The sequence below is a fragment of the Pantoea sp. GbtcB22 genome, from assembly GCF_019091025.1.
Lineage (GTDB): Bacteria > Pseudomonadota > Gammaproteobacteria > Enterobacterales > Enterobacteriaceae > Pantoea > Pantoea leporis.
The window spans coordinates 143,915-166,787 of sequence record NZ_JAGXKB010000002.1; the positions used below are offsets into that span (position 1 = coordinate 143,915).

General features: G+C 53.0%; 18 protein-coding genes and 1 pseudogene. 9 read left to right on the top strand and 10 right to left on the bottom strand.

Annotated elements, in window-relative coordinates:
• Window positions 1–115 precede the first annotated feature (115 nt).
• Window positions 116–637, top strand: coding sequence for a GNAT family N-acetyltransferase (locus tag KVT28_RS08595; protein WP_101761152.1), 522 nt, complete (start codon window positions 116–118; stop codon window positions 635–637).
• On the opposite strand, the gene KVT28_RS08600 is transcribed toward KVT28_RS08595, so the two are convergent.
• Genes KVT28_RS08600 through KVT28_RS08615 form a run of 4 tightly spaced genes read right to left on the bottom strand, consistent with a single transcriptional unit; the run spans window position 634 to window position 5,268 of the window.
• On the bottom strand, window positions 634–2,037 hold the full coding sequence (locus KVT28_RS08600; RefSeq protein ID WP_217547728.1) for an ABC transporter ATP-binding protein: 1,404 nt from the start codon (window positions 2,035–2,037) through the stop codon (window positions 634–636). The two genes, KVT28_RS08595 and KVT28_RS08600, sit on opposite strands and share 4 nt — an antisense overlap.
• On the bottom strand, window positions 2,034–2,819 hold the full coding sequence (locus KVT28_RS08605) for an ABC transporter permease (RefSeq protein WP_101761154.1): 786 nt from the start codon (window positions 2,817–2,819) through the stop codon (window positions 2,034–2,036). The genes KVT28_RS08600 and KVT28_RS08605 overlap by 4 nt, the downstream gene beginning before the upstream one ends.
• The gene (locus tag KVT28_RS08610) at window positions 2,816–3,751 is read right to left on the bottom strand and encodes an ABC transporter permease (RefSeq protein WP_217548516.1); all 936 of its coding nucleotides are present in this window, start codon (window positions 3,749–3,751) and stop codon (window positions 2,816–2,818) included. The genes KVT28_RS08605 and KVT28_RS08610 overlap by 4 nt, the downstream gene beginning before the upstream one ends.
• Window positions 3,751–5,268, bottom strand: coding sequence for an ABC transporter substrate-binding protein (locus tag KVT28_RS08615; RefSeq protein ID WP_254633488.1), 1,518 nt, complete (start codon window positions 5,266–5,268; stop codon window positions 3,751–3,753). The genes KVT28_RS08610 and KVT28_RS08615 overlap by 1 nt, the downstream gene beginning before the upstream one ends.
• Before the next feature lie 107 nt (window positions 5,269–5,375).
• On the opposite strand from KVT28_RS08615, the gene KVT28_RS08620 reads away from it, so the two are divergent.
• The gene (locus KVT28_RS08620) at window positions 5,376–5,630 is read left to right on the top strand and encodes a tautomerase family protein (protein WP_225608259.1); all 255 of its coding nucleotides are present in this window, start codon (window positions 5,376–5,378) and stop codon (window positions 5,628–5,630) included.
• A 108-nt stretch (window positions 5,631–5,738) separates the two neighbouring features.
• Here the strand turns inward: KVT28_RS08620 and KVT28_RS08625 are convergent, their stop codons facing one another.
• Window positions 5,739–6,944, bottom strand: a complete 1,206-nt coding sequence (locus KVT28_RS08625; RefSeq protein ID WP_217547732.1) for a glycosyltransferase family 9 protein — start codon at window positions 6,942–6,944, stop codon at window positions 5,739–5,741.
• Between the two features lie 42 nt (window positions 6,945–6,986).
• Here KVT28_RS08625 and KVT28_RS08630 point away from each other — a divergent pair, with 42 nt between their 5' ends.
• Complete coding sequence (locus KVT28_RS08630; protein ID WP_217547735.1) at window positions 6,987–7,727, top strand: GntR family transcriptional regulator; 741 nt, start codon at window positions 6,987–6,989, stop codon at window positions 7,725–7,727.
• On the opposite strand, the gene KVT28_RS08635 is transcribed toward KVT28_RS08630, so the two are convergent.
• From KVT28_RS08635 to KVT28_RS08650, 4 genes and pseudogenes are all read right to left on the bottom strand, one after another.
• Window positions 7,714–8,694 (bottom strand): PfkB family carbohydrate kinase, encoded by a 981-nt coding sequence (locus KVT28_RS08635; RefSeq protein ID WP_217547740.1) that lies wholly within the window; start codon window positions 8,692–8,694, stop codon window positions 7,714–7,716. The genes KVT28_RS08630 and KVT28_RS08635 overlap by 14 nt on opposite strands.
• On the bottom strand, window positions 8,681–9,709 hold the full coding sequence (locus KVT28_RS08640) for an ADP-ribosylglycohydrolase family protein (RefSeq protein WP_217547742.1): 1,029 nt from the start codon (window positions 9,707–9,709) through the stop codon (window positions 8,681–8,683). Before KVT28_RS08640 ends, KVT28_RS08635 begins: the two co-directional genes overlap by 14 nt.
• A gap of 11 nt (window positions 9,710–9,720) precedes the next feature.
• Window positions 9,721–10,995: pseudogene (locus KVT28_RS08645) on the bottom strand (nucleoside permease).
• A 183-nt stretch (window positions 10,996–11,178) separates the two neighbouring features.
• Window positions 11,179–12,555, bottom strand: coding sequence for an aldehyde dehydrogenase family protein (locus KVT28_RS08650; RefSeq protein ID WP_217547744.1), 1,377 nt, complete (start codon window positions 12,553–12,555; stop codon window positions 11,179–11,181).
• 481 nt (window positions 12,556–13,036) lie between these two features.
• Between KVT28_RS08650 and KVT28_RS08655 the strand changes: the two genes are divergently transcribed.
• The 4 genes from KVT28_RS08655 (at window position 13,037) to KVT28_RS08670 (ending at window position 17,958) form a co-directional block, all read left to right on the top strand.
• Window positions 13,037–13,966: a RepB family plasmid replication initiator protein gene (locus KVT28_RS08655; RefSeq protein ID WP_007886110.1), complete on the top strand. Its 930-nt coding sequence runs from the start codon at window positions 13,037–13,039 to the stop codon at window positions 13,964–13,966.
• A gap of 1,466 nt (window positions 13,967–15,432) precedes the next feature.
• On the top strand, window positions 15,433–16,632 hold the full coding sequence (locus KVT28_RS08660; RefSeq protein WP_101761164.1) for an AAA family ATPase: 1,200 nt from the start codon (window positions 15,433–15,435) through the stop codon (window positions 16,630–16,632).
• A 7-nt stretch (window positions 16,633–16,639) separates the two neighbouring features.
• Window positions 16,640–17,611, top strand: a complete 972-nt coding sequence (locus tag KVT28_RS08665) for a ParB family protein (protein WP_217547747.1) — start codon at window positions 16,640–16,642, stop codon at window positions 17,609–17,611.
• Between the two features lie 5 nt (window positions 17,612–17,616).
• A complete protein-coding gene (locus KVT28_RS08670) occupies window positions 17,617–17,958 on the top strand; it encodes a hypothetical protein (protein WP_217547749.1) in 342 nt (113 codons plus the stop codon).
• A gap of 100 nt (window positions 17,959–18,058) precedes the next feature.
• On the opposite strand, the gene KVT28_RS08675 is transcribed toward KVT28_RS08670, so the two are convergent.
• Window positions 18,059–19,987: a sigma-54-dependent Fis family transcriptional regulator gene (locus KVT28_RS08675; protein ID WP_217547752.1), complete on the bottom strand. Its 1,929-nt coding sequence runs from the start codon at window positions 19,985–19,987 to the stop codon at window positions 18,059–18,061.
• A 273-nt stretch (window positions 19,988–20,260) separates the two neighbouring features.
• Between KVT28_RS08675 and ssuD the strand changes: the two genes are divergently transcribed.
• The gene (gene ssuD / locus KVT28_RS08680) at window positions 20,261–21,433 is read left to right on the top strand and encodes an FMNH2-dependent alkanesulfonate monooxygenase (protein ID WP_101761167.1); all 1,173 of its coding nucleotides are present in this window, start codon (window positions 20,261–20,263) and stop codon (window positions 21,431–21,433) included.
• Window positions 21,433–22,848, top strand: a complete 1,416-nt coding sequence (locus KVT28_RS08685) for an FAD/NAD(P)-binding protein (protein ID WP_217547754.1) — start codon at window positions 21,433–21,435, stop codon at window positions 22,846–22,848. Before ssuD ends, KVT28_RS08685 begins: the two co-directional genes overlap by 1 nt.
• Window positions 22,849–22,873: the final 25 nt, after the last annotated feature.

Consider the following 22,873-nt stretch of genomic DNA (forward strand, 5'->3'; position numbering starts at 1 on the left):
ATGGCGCCACTATGGAATTGCAGAGTGACCATCAGAATTTCCTATTATTAAATCCGATGATTCGCGTGCGGCGCGGTGGCATGCTGTGGTTTTCGCCGCTAAGAATCAGGAACATATGGACATTATTCCCGCCCGACCTCATCACGCCGCTGCCATTCAGAAAATCTACGCCTGGCATGTGCTGCACGGCACCGCGACCTTTGAAACTGAACCACCTTCGGCGAGCGAAATGCAGAATCGCGTGCAGGATGTGCAGCAGCGCGGCGGTTTTTGGCTGGTGGCGCAAGAGGATGATCAGGTGCTGGGTTACTGCTATCTGGCGCCGTATCGCCCGCGTTATGCCTATCGCTTCACGCTGGAGGATTCGATTTACCTCGATCAGCAGCAAACCGGCAGAGGCATTGGTCGCGCACTGTTGCAAAAAGCCATTGCGCTGGCAGAAGCGGCGGGATTTCGCCAAATCATCGCGATTGTTGGCGATAGCGCGAATGCCGGATCGCTGGGATTACACCGGGCGCTCGGTTTTGAGCACACCGGTGTAATGAAATCGGTGGGATTCAAACATGGCCGCTGGCTGGATACCGTAGTGATGCAGCGTTCACTCGGTCACGGCGACAGCCAGCCGCCAGAACGTTAAGCGACTGCCTCCATCGCGATCATACGATGCGTGCCCTTTTCCAGCAGATCGCGATCGTGGCTCACCAGCAACACCGCGCACTGCTGCTCGCGCGCCAGCGAGGTGATGAGCTGGATGGTTTGCTGCTGCACCAGCGGATCCAGACGCGATGTAGGTTCATCGGCAAACAGAAATACCGGATCCAGCAGCATCACGCGTAACAGCGAGAAGCGCTGCAGCTCGCCGCCCGACAGTGAATCGGGACGACGCGTCAGCAGTTCCGGCGTCAGCGCCAATTGCTCCATCAGCGCATCCCGCCGCGTGGAGGCGATGCGATGACGGCGCAACACATCGTCCAGGCTTTGCGCCAGCGTGCGTGTCGGTGGGAACAGCGCAGACGGATCCTGATAAATCTTCTGGTATTTCAGCCCATCGACCGCCGCATGCCGCGTCACCTTGCCTTGCTGCGGCGTTAGCAGGCCGAGCAGCACATCGCCAAAGCTACTTTTACCGCTGCCGCTGGCACCGTGTAATCCAACGATTTCTCCGGCGTGCAGCCTGAAGTCTTGCGGCACGCCGAGCGATTTACCGCCGCGCTGCAAGCGGATGCCCTCAGCGCTCACCACCGGTTTACTGCCCATAACGGTTTGTTGCCGTGCAGGCCAGGCGGTGGGATCGGCGGCGAGTAATTCACGCGTATAGCGCTGCTGCGGTTCATGTAACACCTGTTCCGCCCTGCCCTGCTCGATCACCTTGCCTTTATGCATCACGATCACCTCACCGCTCAACTGGCGGGCCAGCGCGATGTCGTGGGTGATGGTGAGCAGTGTGCCGCCGTCGGCCACTTCCCGGCGCAGTAAGGCCGCTACCTCATCACGACGCGCCACATCCAGCCCTTTGGTGGGTTCATCGGCAATCAGTATCTCCGCGCCACCTGCTCGTGCGGCGGCAAAGGCGGCGCGCTGCGCCATCCCGCCGGAGAGTTGCCACGGAAAACGCGGCGCCGCATCCTGTAAACCAAGCTGTTGTAAATCGCGCTGGGCCGACAGTGCGCTGGTGGATTTCGCCTGTCCGCGTACATAACGATAGCCTTCCGCAATCTGCTGAAGCACTGACATGGTGGGATCCAGCGACAGCCACGGCTCCTGCGGCAGCGACGCTAATGTGCGGCCCCATAATTCACGCAACAATCCGGCATCCTGTGGCAGAGTGAAACATTGTTCGTTGATGCTCAGCGTGCCGCTGGCCTGTAAATCGTCAGGCAAAATGCCCATGATCGCTTGTGCCAGCAGGCTTTTACCTGAACCGGTTTCACCCAGCAAGGTCAGCGGTTGTCCGGGCTGCAGGGTGAAATCAACCGGTTCCACCAGCGTGGCGCTGGCGGTTGTGACGCTGATGCCGATAACCTGTAATCCTTTCATTTACGCTCCTCTTTCATTAACAGATTCAGGCTGATCAACAGCAGAAACAGCGCGATTACCGGCTGCATTAGCAGCCACGGTGCTTCCCAGGCAAACGGCAGCAGTTCGGTCATCATCAAACCCAGTTCTGGCGTCGGCGGACGTACGCCGACGCTGATAAAGCCAAGCGCAGAGACCGCCATGATGGCGCTGCTGAACGAGAACAGAGTCAACGTGGTTAATACCGGCGCTAACGCTGGCCACAGGTGTCGGCGGAAACGGTAGAACGCCGAAAAACCGAGCAACTTTGAGGCCTGCATGCCGGGTGCCTGCACAATCGGGCGCAGGGTTGCGCGCGTGACGCGGAAGAACTCCACCCACAGCACCAGCGAAATCCCCAGCCACAACATGCCGGGAGAATCCGGCGCAATCGCCGCTAACAGCAGCACTAGCAGCAATCCCGGCAGCGCCAGACACATATCGCCGAGCATGCTGAGCAGACGATCCAGCCAGCCGCCATACAGTGCGCTGAATACGCCAGCCAGCACGCCCGCAAGCAGTGCGCTCATCACACAGAGCGCCGCGAGACCCAGCGAAAGGCGCAACGCGGCACTGAGGCGCGGCAGCATGTCGCGACCAAGATGATCAAACCCGAGAAGATTGGCGCCGCTCGGCGCGTGCAGCATCTGCAGCAGATCCTGTTCCAGCGGATCGCCGTGATGAATCAGGGGCAGCAGGAAGGCGAAACCAAGCAGCAAGCACAACAGCAGCAGGCCGATAAGACGCGAAAATGAAATTGTCATGCGCGCGCTCCTCTGGGATCAAGCAGATGACAACCCGCATCCACCAGCATATTCAGCAGTACGAACAGCAGTCCGAGCGTCATGGCGCTGGCCTGAATCACCGGCACATCGCGGGCGAAGATGGCATGCACCAGCGCGTGACCAATGCCAGGCCAGGCAAACAGCGTTTCTACCACCACCACACCTTCCACCAGCCAGACAAACTGCATGCCGAACCAGGTCAATACCGGCGATGCGAGGTTGCGCAATCCATGACGACGCAATAGCGTTGCGGGCGCTAATCCTTTCTGCGCGCCCCAGCGGTAATAGCCCGAGCTGACAACCTGATACGTGGCTTCACGCACCACGCGCACGCCCACCGCGGTTAACGACAATGCCAGCGTCAACGATGGCAACAGAAAATGACGCAGCTCGCCGTGCCCGGCGCTGGGCAGCCAATCGAGCTGCAGCGCCAGCAGGACAATCAGCAGCATGCCCAGCGCAAAATGCGGCACCGATTTCAGCAGTGCGCTCAGCCAGAATAATGCGCGGTCGAGCTTGCCATTGGCATGGCATCCCGCCCATATACCCAGCGGCAAGGTGAACAGTATCGTCAGGAAAAGCGATGAACCTGCCAGCGCCAGCGTTTGACTCAGCTGCCAGCGCAGTTCATCCATCACCGGTTCGCCGGAGACCAGCGAACGACCAAAGTTGAACTGCAGCAGATCGAATAGCCAGTGCAGCAACGCGCTGCCCTGCTGCAGCGAGTCACTTAGCTCCTGCTGCACCCGCGCCACCGCGTTGGCATCCACACGATCGTAGCCATAACGACCGCTGGCAATACGCCATGCCATATCGCCGGGCAAGGACTGCACCAAAAACCAGGTGAGTAATCCCACCGCCAACACCACAAAAGCTGCCTGCGCTACGCGCCAGCCAAGTAGTTTGAACATCATTGCTCCCACTCCATCTGACGCAGACCAAAGTGGCGTTCAAACGGATCGAGCGTGACGTTTTTCAGCTTGCTGTTAATCGCGGCCGATTGCTGATACCAGGCAATCGGGATCACTGGCAGATCCTGCTGTAACGAGGCAGTGATCAGGTTACGCGCCTGCGCACGTTCTGCCGAGTCAGTGGATTGCGTTAAGCTGTGCAACGCCGCGCTAAAACCGGCCGGATGCCAGTTCATCGCGCCCCAGTCGCCGCCCTTTTCCGCATAATCCTGCAGTAACGTGCCGGTGGGATCAGGCGTGAGTGCAAAGTTGCGTGAAAACAGCGCCAGTTGTAGACGATTGCTGTGATGCTGCGCCGGAATTTCGCTGGCGTTGGTGGAGTTGATCTTCACTTCAATGCCGACTTTGCGCAGTTGCTGCTGGATAACCATCGCCATCAGCGGCAGTTCGGGACGATCGGGGAAGGTCAGCAGCGTCACACTAAAGCGCTGGCCGTTACGTGCTAACACGCCATCTGCACCCATTTTCCAACCCGCCGCCTGCAGTTGCTGTGCCGCCTGCTGCGGATTGAATTGCAACGGTTGCAGTGCGTTGTTGTGCCATTCACCCATATTCGGCGGGAATAACTGAGTGGCCGCGCCTGGATAACGCAATACCGCCATCGCCAGCGCGTCACGGTCAATCGCCATGCTGATCGCTGCACGCACCGGCTGTTCGGCTAACAGCGGATCGCCCGCATTGAGTTTCAGCATCAGCGTGCGCGGCACCGGAATGGCCGGCAGTTGTAGCGCTGGCTTGCGCGATAAACGCTGACGGCTGGCAGCATCCAGGTTGAATACGTAATCCGCGTCGCCGCTTTCCGCCAGCAAGGCGCGTGTTTCGGCGCGTCCGGAAGAGAGATAGCTGGCAGCCGCAATCGCCGGCTTTTCGCCCCAGTAATCGTCAAAACGTTTTACTGCCAGCGATTGCGGTGGCTGGAATGACGTCAGCATAAACGGGCCGCTGCCGATGATGCGGGTGATGTTGCCCTGTGCATCCCAGCTAGCCAACGCCAGAATCTGGGAACGGCTCTCTGCTAATACCGAAAGCAGCGGCGTGAAAGGTTCGCTCAAGGTGATGGTGACGCGTTGCCCTTCCCCGCTGATAGCGGTGATCGGCGTTTTATCCAGCAGACCCGCTTTGCTGCGCGCGGTGTTGAGTGATTTCACCACCGCGGCCGCATCCAATGGCGATCCATCATGGAAGCGCACGTTGGGACGCAAATTCAATTGCCATTGCAAACCATCTGCCGATACCTGCCAGCTTTGCGCCAGCGCCGGAATGGGCTCGGCGCGTTCGTTCACTTCCACCAGCGTTTCCACCACATCCATCCGCAACAAAATGTCGCCGGAGAGTGCGGGATCGGCGCCTTTGATTTCAAACGGTGCCGCAATGCGCACCGTTTTATCCTGATGTTCAGCCGCCATTGAGGCGTAAGAAGCCAGGCCTAACGCCGAAGCGATAAGCAAATTTTTCATTGATTTCATTAATATTTCCGACTTAATCCGCTACATATTATGTGAGTTAATTACGTTATAACATAACAATACACATTTCAACACAGATTGCTGGCAAAGACGGGTGATTGACGCTGCGCGCAGTGCTTTTGCTGCGCTATGCTGAAAACGAACGTTTACTTTATGGAGCAGCAGAGATGCCAGAAATCGTTGTGTATGCGGCAGAAGGTCGCACGATTGAGCAGAAAAAGAAGTTGTTGAGAGCCGTTACCGCGGCGGTGGCAGATTCGTTTGAGATCGATGCTAATTCAGTGACGGTTTCCATTATCGAAACGCCAAAACATCATAAGTCGAAAGGTGGCGTGCCGTTTGATGAGCGCTAGAATAGCGCTAAGTTAGCGCTTAAATCTGAACAGAAATAACAGGCATAGAGTGCAAGACAAAACTAAAAAATTTGCGAATTTATAATGCTCACTCTATGCTTGATTGCTCTAATTTAAGTCAAATTTGTCAATAGCATTTAAAACATTATCGACCAATAATGCATCTTCTCCAACAACAAAAGTTGATGTGAAAATTTGATGACCATTCTTATAACCTGGCGACCATAATTTATTGTTATCAGAGATATCGCGATAAATACCAATTAACGGTTTGTCATACATAGCTGCAACATGTACAACTGCCGTATCAGGTGATATGACCACATCGGCTAAGTTTATCGTTGCCATAGCATGATAAAACGAGGGCACATGATAAACGTAAGCGCCGTGGAAGAAGTCATTGATAAAATTTTTTTTATAATCCAGGACCATAATATCTGCATCTTTATTTTTTGATAAGACACCACTAATTATTTCTTGTGTTTGTTGAGGTGTTAAATTCCTATCATTGTGGCTTGCGTACATATTTATAATAACTTTTTTACTCTCTTTTTTAAAGAACTCGATTGCTTTAACTTCATCTGTGATTGATTGCTTATAATACACTTCGTACCTTTGCTGCGAAGCACCAGGGATACCAAGGTAGTTAATAATACGAGCATAAATTTCTTTTACATGAAGTTCATAATGATTGAATCTAATATTTACGTCGTAATGCGAAAGCCACTTTTCTTTATTGAAACCTAATGAAATTTTGGGTGAGATAGCTTGTATCATATGCGGCATATATAGCCCTGTATCCCAAATACCCGTATCAATCATCAAATCATAGTTATTTTCTTTCAATGTATTAATTAAGTCATCGGGAATCGCATGGTTATACCTATCTTGATAATCCATTTCTTCCGTTAAATAAACTTTCCTGATAAAAGGGTTATCTGAGAAAACCATTTCATTTGCTTTTATCGCTAAAACATCAATACTTATCCCAGCTTCATGCATTGTTCGAAGTATGCAGGTTGATACGATTGCATCACCAATTTTACCTTCGTTTCTAATCATCAGCACTGTACGTACTTCCGATGGTGAAATTTTTACTGATGGCTCTCGATGCCATTTTTTTGTCGCTTTATACAAAGCAATTTTATACTTCAACCTTTTCTTGAAATAATTTCTTTTTCTATTTAATTCTCTAATTTTTTTTATAAATTTCATATCTTTAACGGGTCTGGAAATTTTAAGTATTGTACTATTTGTTAACTCTAAGATAAAGAGCCCAAAAATGGTTCGCGACCGCTTAAAAGTCAGTATCATAACGCTTTCATCCGCTTACCGGATTAGGTGAACACGCACATTATGACCGACCAAACTTCACTATTTTCGCGGCTTACTTCTACCCTTGCTGATGACAGCCGCACGCCGCTGTACAGACGCTTTGCCACTGCGATCAAAGATGCGGTGCGTGATGGTTTGTTAGTGCATGAAGAGATCCTGCCGAGTGAGCGTGACTTCAGCCAGTCGCTGAACATTTCGCGCATTACCGTGCGTAAAGCCATGGATGCGCTGGAAAAAGAGGGCGTGGTATTGCGCTCTCGAGGCTACGGTACGCAGATCTGCAGCCAGTTCGAGTATTCGCTAAAAGAGCCGAAAGGCTTGTCCCAGCAAGCAGTGTTGCGTGGTAAAAAGCCCGATACCGTGTGGATTAACAAAAGCAAAATCCAATGCGACGCAGCAATCGCAGAGAAATTGGGGCTGAACACTGGCAGCGAAGTGTATCTGCTGAAACGCATTCGTTATGTCGATCAGCAAGCGGTGTCGGTGGAAGAATCCTGGGTGCCGGCGCGCTATATCGCTAATGCGGATGAGATTGGCATTTCGCTTTACGACTATTTCCACCAGCAACAAATTCTGCCGGTAAAATCGCAAAGCAGAGTGAGTGCTCGCATGCCTGATGAGGCGCTGCAGCAGCAGATCGCCCTACCCGACAACGTGCCTGTTTTGGTGATCAAGCAGCTGGCGTTAGATGCGCAGGGCAATCCGCTGGAGTACAGCATTAGCTACTGTCGTAGCGATATGTATGTGTTTATTGCGGAGTAAGGCGCTGTTGCCAGTAAGCTGTTAGTGTGGCGCGATCGGGCGCGCAATCGCCGCCGCGTAGTGACACCACATAAGATGCCACCGCGTTGCCCAGCGCGACGCTTTCTGCCAGTGACCAACCCGACGCTAATCCCGCCAGTAATCCTCCCGCGTGGCTGTCGCCTGCGCCGATGGTATCGACCACTTTTGTCGGCAGCGCCGGCATCCAGCCCTGTGTTTCCTCGTTAACGAAACCGGCGCCTTCGCTATCAAGTCGCACCACCATCGCGCCGCCGAATCGCTGCTGCCAGCACGTCATTAACTGATGCGCATCAATGGGTTCTGTTTGATTCAAACGTTCATGCCACAGCAGTTCGGCTTCCTGTCTGTTCACTGTAATCAGTGGATGGCACGCCATAACGCGTTCGAACTGCGCATCACCGATATCCGCCAGACGCGGACCGAAATCCACCAGCAGCTGATACGGCTGGCTTTGCTGCTCCAGCCAGGCGATCAGCACATCACCGCTTTTGCTGGTGAGCTGATAGCCGGAAAGGTAGATCCAGCGATTGGCCGGCTGCGGCAACGTGTTCAGCAGCGCTGCATCCCACTGATTTTCCACACCGCTCACTGACAGAAAGGTGCGCTCACCGTCGGGCTCCACTAACGCTAAACACCAGCCGTTATCGCCTTTCGCCGTTTCCAGCACGCTGTGAATGCCATATTCCGTCAGCTTCTGCCGCACAATGCTGGCCCAGGTACCGTTGCCGAGCGGTAGCGCATTGATGGACGGTATGCCAAGCCGGTGCAGCGCAATCGCCACATTCAGCGCACAGCCGCCCACGTTGACGCCCTGCTGGTGGAGCTCAATATCGCTGCCACGATGGGGCAACGAGTAAGCATCAGCAATCACATCCACTACAGCCGCACCAATCACAAGCACTGGCAGACGGCTTTCAAGACTCTGCAGATCATCAGGCGTCAACATAAGCGGCCTCGCGCTGCTGGCGGAAACGCGTGAAGGCAGCGCTATAACGGGTGAAATCCAGCCCGTTAGCGGCATCCAGCTCGGCTTTCAAGGCAACGTCGATGCTGTCGATGCCGTGCAGCGCACCGCAAATCGCCACCGCCATCGCGCCGATGGTATCGGTATCGCCGCCGAGGTTAGCGCAAAGGATCGCGCAGCGATTAGGATCGGTCTCGGCCAATTCCACCATCGCAATCGCCGCCGGTACCGATTCAATGGTGCCGGTGCCGGTGCCCACCAAATCGTAAATCTGCTGCATGGTGGATTCCACGCCCCTGCCCTGCGCGACCACGCTTAACGCCAGTTCGAGGCGTGCCGCCATCGACGCGCTAAAGGTGGTGACACGCTTTTCCTGCGCCGCGCGTGCGATCGCAGGCAGTTCATCGCGGATTGTTGCCCAGTCGGCACCGTCAATGGCGCGTGAAACAGCCCACGCAATCACCGTCGCGCCGGAAATCGCGACATCCGATTTGTGCGTAGGACTCGACGCCAGTGCGACGGCATCGATGAATGCCGGTAAATCGCGTGCTGGCAGCAGACAGCCGAGCGGTGACACACGCATCGCTGCGCCGTTAGTCGTGCCGTTATTTTCCAGCTGCGACACCGGTGTGCCGGCTTTCATAGCTTTGAGCGCGATTTTTGAGGTCGGTCCAAGTACGTTCTTGTTGAAGGCATCAAACGACTCGGCCCACTGCAAAATATTCGCACCAATGGTTTGGGCGTTGATCTCGCCGTCGTGAGTGACGATCGCATCAGCCAACGCCAGCGCCATAGAAGTGTCATCGGTAAAGGCCGCCCGGCCAAAGTAGCAGGCGGCGTTGTTCTCAGCCGGACCAGGCAGGAAGCGATCGATCCAGCCAAAGTGCTGCTTCACGCGTGAGCGCGGCCATAATTCGGATGGCATGCCCATCGCATCGCCCAGCGCCTGGCCGTAAAACGCGCCTAAAATCCGTTTTTCTTGCGTTGTCATCGTCATGGTGAAATCTCTTATTTATGGCTGTCAGCGGTTGCTGAATTTTCGAAAGCGGTAAGTTCATCGCTGCGTTTTTTGCCGTCGCGGAACAGGACGATAAAGGCGATGGTGATCATTACGATCATCACGCTGCCAAACATCCACATGCCTGCCCAGTTGAAAGTCTGCCCGTCGCGGGGTTGGTCGTAGGCGAACATTTCCTGCATCAGATAGCCGCCAAGGCGGTAACCCAGCAGGCTGCCGATACCCTGACAGGCCAGCGTGATCAGCCCTTACGCAGCATTACGCATCGCCACTGGCGCTTTCTTATCAACGTAGATGTAAGCGGTGATGAAGTAGAAATCGTAGCTGACGCCGTGCAGCAGAATGCCCATGAACAGCAAGCCGTAAGTCAGCATGTTTTGATCGCCACCGAACACGAAGAACACGTAGCGCAGTGCGGCGGTGGTTAATCCCAGCAGCAGCACTTTGCCGATGCCAAAGCGTTTGATGAAGAACGGTAGCGCCAGCAGGAAGAAGATTTCCGAAACCTGGCCGAGCGTCATCCAACCGGTGGCGTGCGGCAAGCCGACTTCCGTCAGATAGCCTTCGGCAAAGATGTAGTAAAACGCCAGCGGCATGCTGAACAGGAAGGAGCAGACGAAGAACACAAGAAAGCTGCGATCCTTTAGCAGATGCAGCGCATCCAGACCAAGCGCGACGCGCAGGCTGAATTTGCCGGTGCTTTTCGGCTCGGTGGCGGGCAACGTCAGGGCAAAAATGCCCAGTAATAGCGAGCTTGCGGCGGTGATCAATAACGGCACGTTGCTGGCTGAGATATCGCCATAGCCCAGCAGCGGCGGCAGGAAACCACAAACGATGCCAGACGCGATCCAGCCAAGTGTGCCCATGACGCGAATGCGCGGGTAATCACGCTCCACATCCGCGACGTGCGAAAACGCGATGCTATTGGTTAAGGCGATGGTGGGCATGTAAGTGAGCGCATACAGCAATAGCAACGGGAAGAAACCGCCGAAATGCGTTTGCTGAGCTGCGAAGAACATCAGAATCGATCCGACGATTGTTAGCAGCGACAACACTTTCTGCGCCTGGAAGAAGCGATCGGCCAGCGATCCGACAAGGATCGGCGACAGGATGGCGGCTATCGAAGTACAGGCGTAACACCAGGCGATCTCAACCGGCGAGAAGCCGTTTTTGCTGAGAAATGCCCAGAGCGGTACAAACCATGCGCCCCAGATAAACCACTCAAGAAACATCATGAACGACAGTTTTGGGATTGTTGTTTTCATTTAAAAGGACTCCCCGGTGTAGGTGGAGGCAAATCTAACACCGGATATAATACCTTTGTAATACCACTGGTGGATTTTTTGAACTGGTCCACAACATTTTAAATGATGGGCAACGGTATGAGATGCGAGATATCTGGGGGCGGAGGATGGGAATAAGGACGCGCCTGACGCGCCCTGTGATGCTTAGCGGCGGTTTTTCCATACCGTCTGAATATTGCAGAATTCGTGGACGCCGAAGCTCGACAGTTCACGACCATAGCCGCTCTTCTTCACGCCACCAATCGCGACACGCGGATCTGACGCACCATTGCCATTGATAAATACCGCGCCGGTCTCCAGTTTTTCCGCCAGTTCGTTGGCCAGCGCTTCGTTGCCGCTCCACACTGTTGCACTCAGCCCGAATTCGCTGTCGTTTGCCAGCTCAAGGGCATGTTGTGCATCACGAGCAACACTAATTGCTGCGACCGGGCCAAAGATCTCTTGCTGGAATGCGGTCATGGCTGGTGTGACATCGGCGAGGATCGTCGGGGCGTAATAGTTGCCTGGGCCGTCGATCTTATGGCCGCCTAATACCAAACGTGCGCCTTCCTTGATGGTCTGCTGCACCTGATTATCCAGCTCGTCACGAAGATCGTAACGCGCCATTGGCCCGATGTAGGTATCTTCTGCCAAAGGATCGCCGATCTTCAATGCCTGTACCGCTGCGCTGAAACGCGCCTCAAACGCTTCTGCGACGCTTTCTTCAATGATGAAGCGCTTGGCTGCCATGCAGACCTGTCCTGTGTTCTGATAGCGTCCTGTGACCGCTGAGGCCACTGCAGCATCCAGGTCTGCATCCGCCAGCACAATAAAAGGATCCGCGCCGCCCAGCTCCAGTACAGTTTTCTTGAGTACTGCACCGGCTTGCGCTGCAATTGCACCGCCTGCACGCACGCTGCCGGTTACCGCTACAGCGGCAATACGCGGATCTTTGATCGCGGCCGAAACGCCATCGTTATCGACGTTGATCACGGTAAAGCCGCCTTTAGGCAGTTCGGTGGCGTCAAAAAGTGACTTCATCAGGTTAGCGGATCCCATTACGCTCGGTGCGTGCTTGAGCACGTAGGTATTGCCCGCCAGCAACATGCTGACTGCGCCGCGCAGAACTTGCCAATAAGGGAAGTTCCATGGCATCACGGCAAGGATCACACCGAGCGGACGAAATGACTGCCACGCTTGCTGGTTTTCTACCAGCGTTGGTTTGTCGGCCAGGATCGCCGGACCATGCTCTGCATACCAGTCACACAGATTGGCGCATTTCAGTACTTCAGCACGTGCCTGAGCGATCGGTTTGCCCATTTCCAGTGTGGCCATGGTTGCCAGCTCATCCTGACGCTGGCGGATCTGTTCAGCCAGTTGACGCAGCACTTTCACTCGCTGTGGCATTGCGGTATAGCGCCACTCTGCATAGGCATCAGCACTTTGCTGCAATGCGGCTTCCAACTCGGCTGCGCTCTGTAGCGGATAGCTTGCGAGGATGTCGCCGGTAGTAGGGTTGCGGGAGATAACGTTGTCAGTCATGAAATATAACCTCGTCATAAGTGATGTATTGTTCGATGAAGTTCACTTTACGCCGGGATAAAGTTTCTTAAAAATGAATAATAATGAGGAAGTTGTTCATTTATGAAGAAGCAGAAGGATCCTGATCGCACATAACTGATGATTTGGTGGGATCAAAGGGGATGTTATTGCAATGGAGCTGTTTTAAACATTTTGCCGGTCTAAAGCCGCGTCAGTCCGGGCGTTATTAAGTTATACAGTGAATAGATCTTAAAGAAAGATCATATAGAGATCTTAAAGAGATCCTAAGAGATCCCCGATCGTCGCAGGCCGCACCCCACAAGGGCTCAGAAGGTGATCGCGTTCACTATAATGAGTAAAGTGTTCACTGGAGTCAGTAGTTTATTCACTATAGAGAGTAGAATGTTCACTATAAACAGTGTTAATGTTCACTGTAATCAGAAAACGACCCTTTTCATCCACAGAATGAAGATCTCAGGCTATGGCAGATAAAGAGAGTGAAAACAAGGCGTTACTCGAGCCTTTTCTGTCGGTGACAAAAAATAGTGGTGAAGTTATTCAACTCCATCCCAATAAAAATAACACCGTACAACCGGTCGCTTTAATGCGCCTGGGTCTGTTTGTTCCTACATTGAAGTCCACCGCGCGTGGTAAATCAGGCGCAATGGCATCGACCGATGCAACGAAAGAGCTAAAGAACCTTTCTTTAGTGAAATCGGAAGGTTATGAAAAGATTACCATTACCGGCGCAAGGCTGGACATGGATAATGATTTCAAAACCTGGGCCGGAATTATTCAGTCTTTCTCGCGTTATCCTTCTAAGGGCGACACCGTGACGCTGCCGTTTATCGATTTCGTCAAGATGTGCGGGATCCCATCGGCAAACTCTTCGGCTGCGCTACGTAAGCGCTTAGATGCCTCTCTGCGACGCATTGCAACCAATACGTTGTCCTTTGAAGGTAATGGCAAAGCCTATCACACTCACCTTGTGCAATCGGCGTATTACGATCGTGAAAAGGATCTGGTGCGTATTCAGGCCGATCCAAAGTTGTTCGAGCTCTACAACTTCGACCATAAAGTGTTACTGCAGCTGCGAGCCATTTCGCGTTTAAAACGTAAAGAATCGGCTCAGGCGTTGTATACCTATCTCGAAAGTTTGCCAACGAATCCGGCGCCCATCTCTCTGGCGCGTTTGCGTATGCGTTTAAATCTGGGCTCGAAAACCACCACGCAAAACCACGTGGTGCGACGTGCGATGGAGCAGCTCAAAGAGATCGGCTATCTCGACTATTCGGAAGTGAAACGCGGCCGCTCAGTGTTCTTCATCATCCACAGCAGGACGCCAAAACTCGACGGCATCAGCAATCTTGAAAGTATCGATTCGCTGGAAGATATCGAGTTTGAAGAGTGATCTTGCCCGTTCACTGTAATAAGTAATCCCCTTCAAGCTGTGTCACTTTTTGAGCAAAAGTGACACATGCTCCTCCGCTAACATTCACTGCAATCAGCTGTCCTCGCGTCATTCACTGTAATCAGCAACGTTCACTGTAATCAGAAACCTTCTGCTTTTGTTGTGTCTTATGCGATGTTTTGCACCGCACTGTAGTCTTTCTAAGCGACTTATAAAGATAGTGAGTACTTACAAGGGCGGTGGCGTAGCACTCAACTTCCTTTTTTCACTGCCTTTCTACTGATCACAGTGAACGTTTGTTGGAGCGCTCGCTATCACTGATTACAGTGAATGCGAATTAGAGGCTGCATACTGAATACAGTGAACGATCAACTGCAACTTAATGATTTATAAATATTAAAAACGCCTGTTTCGAACTGATTCACTGTAATCAGCAATATAACTGTGAATACAGCCAGTAAAAGTGACAGGGTTGGTTACTAAGCTGATTACAGTGAACGTTTGGTTTGCCTTCTCACTACAGTGAACTGAAACGTGAGACGTTCGTGCTGACGCTCATATACTGCTTGAACAACATGTCACGCTGTCACTGATTACAGTGAACGTTTCCAACTCGTCCCCTACCCTGCCAGGTTTGCAGGATGAAAAAACTCGCTCAGCGCATCGTTTTTTACTGAATACAGTGAACGTTGGGCGTTTAAATCAACAGCGCACTTTTACTGATTACAGTGAACGTTCGTCTTATCATGCTTGTCGGGCTGTACTGATTACAGTGAACGTTCTGTATAGCGTCATAACTTTTACTGATTACAGTGAATGTTATCTCGGTCTGGCCAAATTGACTTACTGATTACAGTGAACGGTTTATCGCAGTGCGACAACGTCTACCGATTACAGTGAATCTTTGCCGATGAAGAGTACAAGGCTTTCACTGATTACAGTGAACGTTTGACGTTATGTGAAAACGTCTTCAGGATTTGCTGATTACAGTGAACATCTCACCAGCATGGCACTTATCGTTGCTCTCTCCCCTGTTTTTACTTCCAGGCATCATCTACTGATTACAGTGAATCTTCAGCCACCGCTCGCTAATTACAGTGAACCTTTTACTGATTGCAGTGAATGTTAGTCATCGACGCATTTTTGCTAGCTGATTACAGTGAACGTTCCAGCAATTTCAGCCGCCACAAACCTTCTCCTTTCTCTACTTAAAGCATACAGAATACAAATCAGCTACTGACTACAGTGAATCTTTGCCCCAATCAACAATAAATCAGCCGTTCAATATTGAACAAAAAAAACAATATGGCTAAATTATGAACGCTGATTACAGTGAATCTTTGCGTTAAATCGCTCTTAATCAAGGTCTTTTCACATAACTTATTCTTCCTGAGCAGAAGAGATATATTTGCCTCGTGTGCTGGATTTATGTATAAAGTCATAAATCCTACATGTGTGGAGAAAGTATGGCTAACGATGAGAAGCAAGTTCTGAAGGTCGCACAACGTTCAGAAAGAATGCTGATGAGCCTGACTGAACAGATTCAGGCGCAGAAAGAAGAATTGCGGGAAAACACGTTCTATCAGGTTTACGCTAAAGCGGCGTTAGCCAAACTGCCCAAATTGACGCGTGCGAGCGTGGATTACGCTGTCAATGAAATGGAAGAAAATGGTTATCCGTTCGATAAGCGTGCAGCGGGCAGCTCAACCAAGTATGCGATGTCGATCCAGAATATCATCGATATCTATCACCATCGCGGTGTGCCCAAGTACCGCGATCGCCACCATGAAGCCTTTAGCATCTTTGTTGGCAACCTCAAAGGCGGCGTTTCGAAAACGGTCTCTACCGTTTCGCTGGCACACGCATTACGTGCGCATCCGCATCTGCTGTTTGAAGATCTGCGTATTCTGGTCATCGATCTGGACCCGCAATCTTCCGCCACCATGTTCCTGAACCATCAACGTTCAGTGGGATTAGTGGAAGCGACCGCCGCCCAGGCGATGCTGCAGAACGTCAGCCGCGAAGAGTTGCTCAACGAGTTTATCGTTTCCTCGATTATTCCGGGCGTCGATGTGCTGCCGGCGTCAATTGATGACGCCTTCATTGCCTCGCGTTGGGAAGAGTTGTGTGCCGCTCACCTGCCCGAACAAAACATCCACGCGGTGCTGTATGACAATGTAGTGGCCAAGCTGAAGAAAGATTACGACTTTATCTTTATCGACAGCGGCCCGCATCTTGATGCCTTCCTGAAGAACGCCATTGCTGCTTCAGACCTGCTGATGACGCCAGTCCCGCCCGCGCAGGTGGATTTCCACTCCACGCTAAAGTACTTAACGCGTTTGCCGGAGTTGATTGGCATCATTGAAGAATCGGGCGCAGCCTGCCGTTTGCAGGGCAACATTGGCTTTATGTCTAAACTGTCGAATAAAGCAGATCACAAGCTGTGTCACAGCCTGGCGAAAGAGATTTTTGGCGGCGATATGCTTGATGCTGCGTTGCCGCGTCTGGATGGCTTTGAGCGCTGCGGAGAGTCGTTTGATACGGTTATCTCAGCCAATCCATCAACCTACGTGGGCAGCACCGAAGCCTTAAAGAATGCGCGTTCAGCGGCGGAAGATTTCGCGAAAGCCGTATTTGACCGTATTGAATTCATTCGCCTGAACTGAGGTTACTATGAGCGCAAAAAGAATCACTATTGGCCGAACCTTCAGCCAGACACCATTGCAGACTGAGGAAAGCGCGGATGGCCATTCTCAGACATTTATTCTGGCGACGGGTAAACGCGCCCTGTTCACGCTGAAGCACATCCCGGCGAAGGAAATTGAAGAGAAAACCTTCGTTAAGATGGAAACCAATGGCCGCGATCAGTCTGGCCTGACGCCAGAATCGCTGCGCGACATCATTCGCACCATCAAATTGCAGCAGTTTTTCCCGGCGATTGGCGTAAAGCGTGACGATCGCATTGAGATTCTCGATGGTTCACGCCGTCGTGCAGCGGCTCTGCACTGCAAAACTGGGCTTGATGTGTTGGTTACAGACGTGGCTATCTCGGCGGAAGAAGCGCGTCGTTTAGCCCAGGATATTCAGACCGCGCGTGAGCACAATCTGCGTGAAGTGGGCATGCGTCTGCTATCGCTTAAAGAGAGTGGATTGTCGCAGAAAGAGATTGCGCAAAGCGAAGGCTTATCGCAGGCCAAGGTAACGCGTGCATTGCAAGCGGCAAGCGTGCCGCTTGAGCTGGTAACGCTGTTCCCGAATCATTCAGAGCTGACCTATCCTGATTATAAATCGCTGCTGCAGGCGTATGAGAAGCTGCAGGAAACCGGACAAACGGTTGATGCCCTGATCGATACTATCGGCATGGATGTTGATACCGTATGCGCGCGCGATGGATTGGCCGAAGACGAAGTGAAGAATGGCATTCTGCGTTTAGTGCGTAACGGTAGCCAGACGCTGATTCAGTCACCGGCAAAAGATAAAACCGTGGCGACGCCATTGTGGAGTTTCGCCGATAAAGACCGCTTTGCGCGTAAGAAAACGCGCGGACGCATGTTCAGCTACGAGTTTAATCGCCAGTCAAAAGAGTTGCAGGAAGAGTTGGATAAAGTGATTAACGAGACGCTCAATAAGTATCTTAATCAGTAATTGAAATGCCGCCTCCGGGCGGTTTTTTTATGCCCTTCACAATGCCTCGCCAGCGCAATTTCATCGCTAACTGTATGAAATATAGCTTATCGACGCGGAAATTTCAGCCTGAAATCGCCACTGTTTTAGCCAGCAGCTCAAGGTATCCATTAATAAATCACCAATACCGATTAACTGACTGCAGCCAATTTAACCAGCTGTGCGCGAAAGCGACAATAGCCAGCAACAGCAGAATTGCCGTCAAGCCAGCGAGTGAAAATTCATCTGCTCGCCCAATCGATTTCATCTCTATTGTTATGAAATTTAAGGATTTTTATCTAAAATTTCAGGCTGAAATCGCCAATTAACTTTTAGTTTCAGCCACCCTCAAAAATCCATAGGCGAGATTAGCCAGATGATATTCAATGATTTATCCACAGAAAACGTGGATAACTTTCAAGACTCACCTTACTCAATTAACGTTAAAGCTGATGAAAATTGCCAGACCGCATCGCGCACGCGCACCGGTTTATTAATCAGCCCCAACGCATAAAAGCGATCGGCGATGGTCTGCTGCTCTTTGATTACTTCGAAGGCCATCGCACGTGTTTTGTGGCTGCGGCGAGTCAAGGCACGTTCAACTGATGCGATTTCCAATCCAAGCTCCTGAGCCAATAACATTGATGCTTCGTGGCGATGGCTATCGATGAACAAACCCGTTTGTTGCAAATTCTCCACCAGCTGTCTGAGGATGTCATCGTGCTGTTCAACGTAATCACGCCGCGCCAGATAGAACTGATGATTACGTACGCGCCCTTCACCATTAACCAAAACCCGCAGCTCGGGATTGCTCTCCGCGGCGCTGAGCAACGGATCCCACATCATCCAGGCATCAACCGAAAGATAATCACTTGCCGTCAGCGGATATTTTGGCGGCGTATACACCACTTTCAGTTCATCCAGACCAATGCCCGCTTCCTCCAGTAGCTGCAGCAGTAGCCAGTGAACGTTCGAGCCTTTATTAACCGATATGCGCTTACCGCGCAGATCGTTGATGGTGCGAATATCGCTGTCATGAGGCACCACAATGCCAACGCTGCTCGGCGCTGGCGGCTCCCAGGCAATATAAGTCACCGCATTGCCACTCGCCTGGGCGAAGACCGGGGGAACTTCACCGGTGGTACCAAAATCGATTTCGTTGTTTTGCAGCGCATACAGCAGCTGTGGCCCGGCGGGAAACTCACTCCACAACACGCTAATGCCTTGCTGAGCGAAACAGTGTTCGAGGCTCTGACGGGCTTTTAACACCCCGAGATTGCCAAACTTCTGGTAGCCAATGCGCAGCTCACGCTCCTGCGTCCCGTGTGTATGAGATGTCGACGTAGTTACCGGCGCTTTTCGCCGTCCTTTAATCATTCCCAGTTTCGCCAGATGCGTGCGCAATGTGTGGCGGCTGATACCTAATAGCGCCGCAGCCTGGGTTTGATTGTGATCTGTCATCGATAGCGCATTGCTAATGAGGCTGCTGATAACGCGATCAAACAGTTGTTGCGGCTGACTGGTTAGCTGCTGCTGAAGAAAACTGTCGAGCGTTGAATCGTTTGACTCGTTAAAGCCATGTTCACTGTAACCAGCAAGTCGCAACTGTGCGGGCGTCAGCGTCTCTTCGCGGCTCAGCAATACGGCGTTATGTAGCGTGTTCTCAAGTTCACGGATATTACCCGGCCAGCTGTATTCGCGCAGCGCTTCAAGCGCATCAGCAGAAAGACGCCGTGCCGGGCGCCCTAAACGTCGTGCGTAGAGGGCGAGGAAATGTTGCGCCAGCAACGGAATGTCTTCACGACGCTGACGCAACGGCGGTAATGGCACCACCGCAATATTCAGCCGATAGAATAGATCTTCGCGAAAGCGTCGCTCGCGAATCGCCTGCGCCAAATCCACATGCGTAGCCGCGATAACCCGCACATCCACCTTGATCGCTTTACGCGAGCCCACGCGCGTAATCTCACGCTCCTGCAGCACACGCAGCAATTTAACCTGCAGTGAAGGGCTCAGCTCGCCAATCTCATCCAGCAGCAAGGTGCCGCCTTGCGCTGATTCAAACCAGCCGGGATGTGACTGCGTCGCGCCGGTAAAAGCGCCTTTCTCATGGCCAAACAACTCGGCTTCAGCCAGGCTTTCCGTCAGTGCGCCGCAGTTAACCGCGAGGAAAGTGCCGTGACGTCGCTGGCTGTGATGATGCAGATAACGCGCCACCACTTCTTTACCTGTGCCGGTTTCGCCGACAATCAGAACGGTGGCATCCGTGGGCGCGAATTTATCCAGCAGCGATTGAAACGCCAGAGAAGCGGGATCGACTAAGCGCGGTGAATCGGTGTGGTTATAGGTGGTTAACATGGTATTGAGTCCTGTAACGAGCATATCGTTAACCTAAATGCTCACGCTGGCTATTAACACCATGTAAAAAGCATAAGCAGTTGCATATGCAGCAATTGCTGTTGCGCCAGAGTCGCAAATGCAACTGTTTTGGTTGACGGCGACAAGGCTAACCGCCTGAAATACGGGATTCGCGCTCGTTAACAACCTGGCACGCTTTCTGCTAACAGCTATATAACCAAATAAGCAGTTCAAAATGATCATTTTTTAATAAAGTTATATAGGAAAAGCATAATGGCCGATTCCGCGAACGATAAAATTAATGTCTTCTGGTTTTTACCGACGCACGGTGATGGACGCTATCTCGGCACCACGCAAGGCGGACGCCCGGTCGATTTACCCTACTTGCAGCAAGTGGCGCTCGCCGCCGACAATCTTGGCTTCTACGGCGTATTAATTCCTACCGGCAAAAGCTGTGAAGATTCCTGGCTGGTGGCCTCGGCGTTAGCGCCGATCACCAAACGTCTGCGCTATTTAGTGGCGGTGCGTCCTGGCCTGCAGCCGCCAACGCTGGCAGCCCGCATGGCGACCACGCTTGATCGTCTATCTGAAGGGCGTTTATTGATTAACGTGGTGACCGGCGGCGATCCAATTGAGAACAAAGGCGACGGCATTTTTCTCAACCACAGTGAACGTTATGAAGTCACCAAAGAGTTTCTCGACGTCTACAGTCGCCTGATGCGCGGCGAGAAAGTGGATTACGAAGGCAAACACATTCACGTTGAAGGCGCAGAAGTGCTGTTTCCGCCGGTGCAGGAAAAGGGGCCGCCGCTCTATTTTGGTGGTTCATCTGAGGCGGCGATTGATGTAGCAGCGGAACAGATCGATACCTATCTCACCTGGGGCGAGCCTCCAGCGCAGGTTGCCGAGAAGCTGGAAGTGGTGCGCGCACGTGCAGAACAGCGCGGACGTAAGCTGGAATACGGCATTCGTTTGCATGTGATTGTGCGCGAGACGGAAGAAGAAGCCAAAGCGGCGGCAGATAAGTTGATTGGTCATCTTGATGAAGAGACCATCGCGCAGGCGCAGAAAATCTTTGCGCGTATGGATTCCGCCGGTCAGGCACGAATGAGCGCGTTGCACAACGGCTCGCGCGACAACCTCTATATCTCGCCGAATCTGTGGGCGGGCGTGGGTCTGGTGCGCGGTGGCGCGGGCACTGCGCTGGTTGGCAGCCCGGAGCAGGTGGCTGAGCGTATCCGCGAATATCAGGCGCTGGGCGTCACCAACTTCATTCTGTCCGGTTATCCGCATCTGGAAGAAGCGCATCGCGTGGCCGAATTACTGTTGCCGCTGCTACCGCTGGCTAACGCACAGCAGCAGCGTGAACGCACCATTAACACCGGCCCGTTTGGTGAAACTATTGGCGGCGATAAGCGTCCGTCAAAACAGACGAGCGCCAGCTAATGCAGGAGAAGGCAATGGCACGGGTAATCATTGTTGGCGGTGGCTTTAGCGGCACAGCGTTGGCGATTCATCTCGCACGAACCTCATCGAGCAGATTACTGATTACAGTGGTCGAACCGCGCGCCAACCTCGGCGGCGGCGTTGCCTATTCCACGCAGGAGCCTGCGCACCGCATCAACGTACCCGCTTCGCGCATGCAGTTAAGCGGTGAAGAGCAGGGCGCGTTTGACCGCTGGTATCGCCAACAGCCGGAATGTTCACTGGACTCAGTAGCGCACTGTGAAGACGGCGCGGTCTATCCGCAGCGCAGCCTGTTCGGTCGCTATCTGGCAGACCAGTTTGCGCAAGCTGCGCAGGCGTATCCGCACGTCACGCTGCGCCATGTTCAGGCCAGCGCCGTGGCCTGGGAAGGCGAGCAGCTGTTGCTCAGCAACGGCGAAATGTTGCGGGGTGATGTACTGGCGTTAGCGATCAGTCATTCGCCACCATCGTTGCCGCGTGCGCTGCAACCGTTCTCGGCGCATCCGGCGCTGATTGCCAATCCGTGGCAGCACAGCGTATTAGACGCCATCGATCCTCAATCCTCGGTGGCGATTATCGGTACCGGCTTGAGCATGGCGGACGTGGTGGCTTCATTGGGCACCAGACAGCATCGTGGCCCGTTAATCGCCTTCTCACGCCGTGGGCAGCTCTCGCGCGATAACCTGAGCGGTGAATGGCCTGAATGGACATTAGCCCCGCAGGATGCGTCCAGCGCGCGTCTGTGGCTACGACATATCCGCGCCGAGGTTGCGCGAGCCGCGGAACAGGATTTGCCGTGGCAGCGCGTGCTCGATCAGGTGCGCGTGCAAGGCCAGGATATCTGGCAATCGCTGCCCCTGCGCGAGCAGCAACGTTTTGTCCGTCATTTGCGTTCGTGGTGGGATGTGCATCGCTATCGCATCGCGCCGCAGGTGTCAGCGGTGATCAGCGCACGTCGTCAGCAGGGCAGTCTGAAGGTGCTGGCCGCGCGGCTTAGCGACATCTCCGATGTCGGCAACCAACTGCAAATCACGCTACGCACGCGCGAGGGCGCCAGCGAAACCCACCGCCTCAATCATCTGATTGTCACCACCGGTCCCGGCCATGAAGCCTTAACCGCCAGCCAGCCGCTGCTGCAGTCGCTCAGCCAGCAAGGGCTAATCCGCGCTGACCTGCTCGGTTTTGGTATTGATGTCGATAGCCAATCGCACACGCTCAATGTTACCGGCCAGCCCAATGCGCGCCTGTTTGTCGTCGGTCCCGCTGCGCGTGCGCGCTTCGGTGAACTGATGGGTTTGCCGCAGGTTGCCGATCACGCCGCCGCTGTGGCGAAACATATTTTACAAGAACTACAAATCGCTCCCGCCGAGCGATGTCCCCCTTCAGCGCTTTAATCTCTCAACATCCTAAAAATTAACT

Coding starts and splice junctions, on each gene's coding strand:
- ssuD (WP_101761167.1), top strand. CDS start 20,261: ATGGCCGATTCCGCGAACGATAAAATTAATGTCTTCTGGTTTTTACCG.
- KVT28_RS08605 (WP_101761154.1), bottom strand. CDS start 2,819: ATGACAATTTCATTTTCGCGTCTTATCGGCCTGCTGCTGTTGTGCTTG.
- KVT28_RS08640 (WP_217547742.1), bottom strand. CDS start 9,709: ATGACGATGACAACGCAAGAAAAACGGATTTTAGGCGCGTTTTACGGC.
- KVT28_RS08610 (WP_217548516.1), bottom strand. CDS start 3,751: ATGTTCAAACTACTTGGCTGGCGCGTAGCGCAGGCAGCTTTTGTGGTG.
- KVT28_RS08660 (WP_101761164.1), top strand. CDS start 15,433: ATGGCTAACGATGAGAAGCAAGTTCTGAAGGTCGCACAACGTTCAGAA.
- KVT28_RS08685 (WP_217547754.1), top strand. CDS start 21,433: ATGCAGGAGAAGGCAATGGCACGGGTAATCATTGTTGGCGGTGGCTTT.
- KVT28_RS08600 (WP_217547728.1), bottom strand. CDS start 2,037: ATGAAAGGATTACAGGTTATCGGCATCAGCGTCACAACCGCCAGCGCC.
- KVT28_RS08615 (WP_254633488.1), bottom strand. CDS start 5,268: ATGAAAAATTTGCTTATCGCTTCGGCGTTAGGCCTGGCTTCTTACGCC.
- KVT28_RS08625 (WP_217547732.1), bottom strand. CDS start 6,944: ATGATACTGACTTTTAAGCGGTCGCGAACCATTTTTGGGCTCTTTATC.
- KVT28_RS08670 (WP_217547749.1), top strand. CDS start 17,617: ATGCCGCCTCCGGGCGGTTTTTTTATGCCCTTCACAATGCCTCGCCAG.
- KVT28_RS08675 (WP_217547752.1), bottom strand. CDS start 19,987: ATGTTAACCACCTATAACCACACCGATTCACCGCGCTTAGTCGATCCC.
- KVT28_RS08650 (WP_217547744.1), bottom strand. CDS start 12,555: ATGACTGACAACGTTATCTCCCGCAACCCTACTACCGGCGACATCCTC.
- KVT28_RS08595 (WP_101761152.1), top strand. CDS start 116: ATGGACATTATTCCCGCCCGACCTCATCACGCCGCTGCCATTCAGAAA.
- KVT28_RS08630 (WP_217547735.1), top strand. CDS start 6,987: ATGACCGACCAAACTTCACTATTTTCGCGGCTTACTTCTACCCTTGCT.
- KVT28_RS08635 (WP_217547740.1), bottom strand. CDS start 8,694: ATGTTGACGCCTGATGATCTGCAGAGTCTTGAAAGCCGTCTGCCAGTG.
- KVT28_RS08655 (WP_007886110.1), top strand. CDS start 13,037: ATGGCAGATAAAGAGAGTGAAAACAAGGCGTTACTCGAGCCTTTTCTG.
- KVT28_RS08665 (WP_217547747.1), top strand. CDS start 16,640: ATGAGCGCAAAAAGAATCACTATTGGCCGAACCTTCAGCCAGACACCA.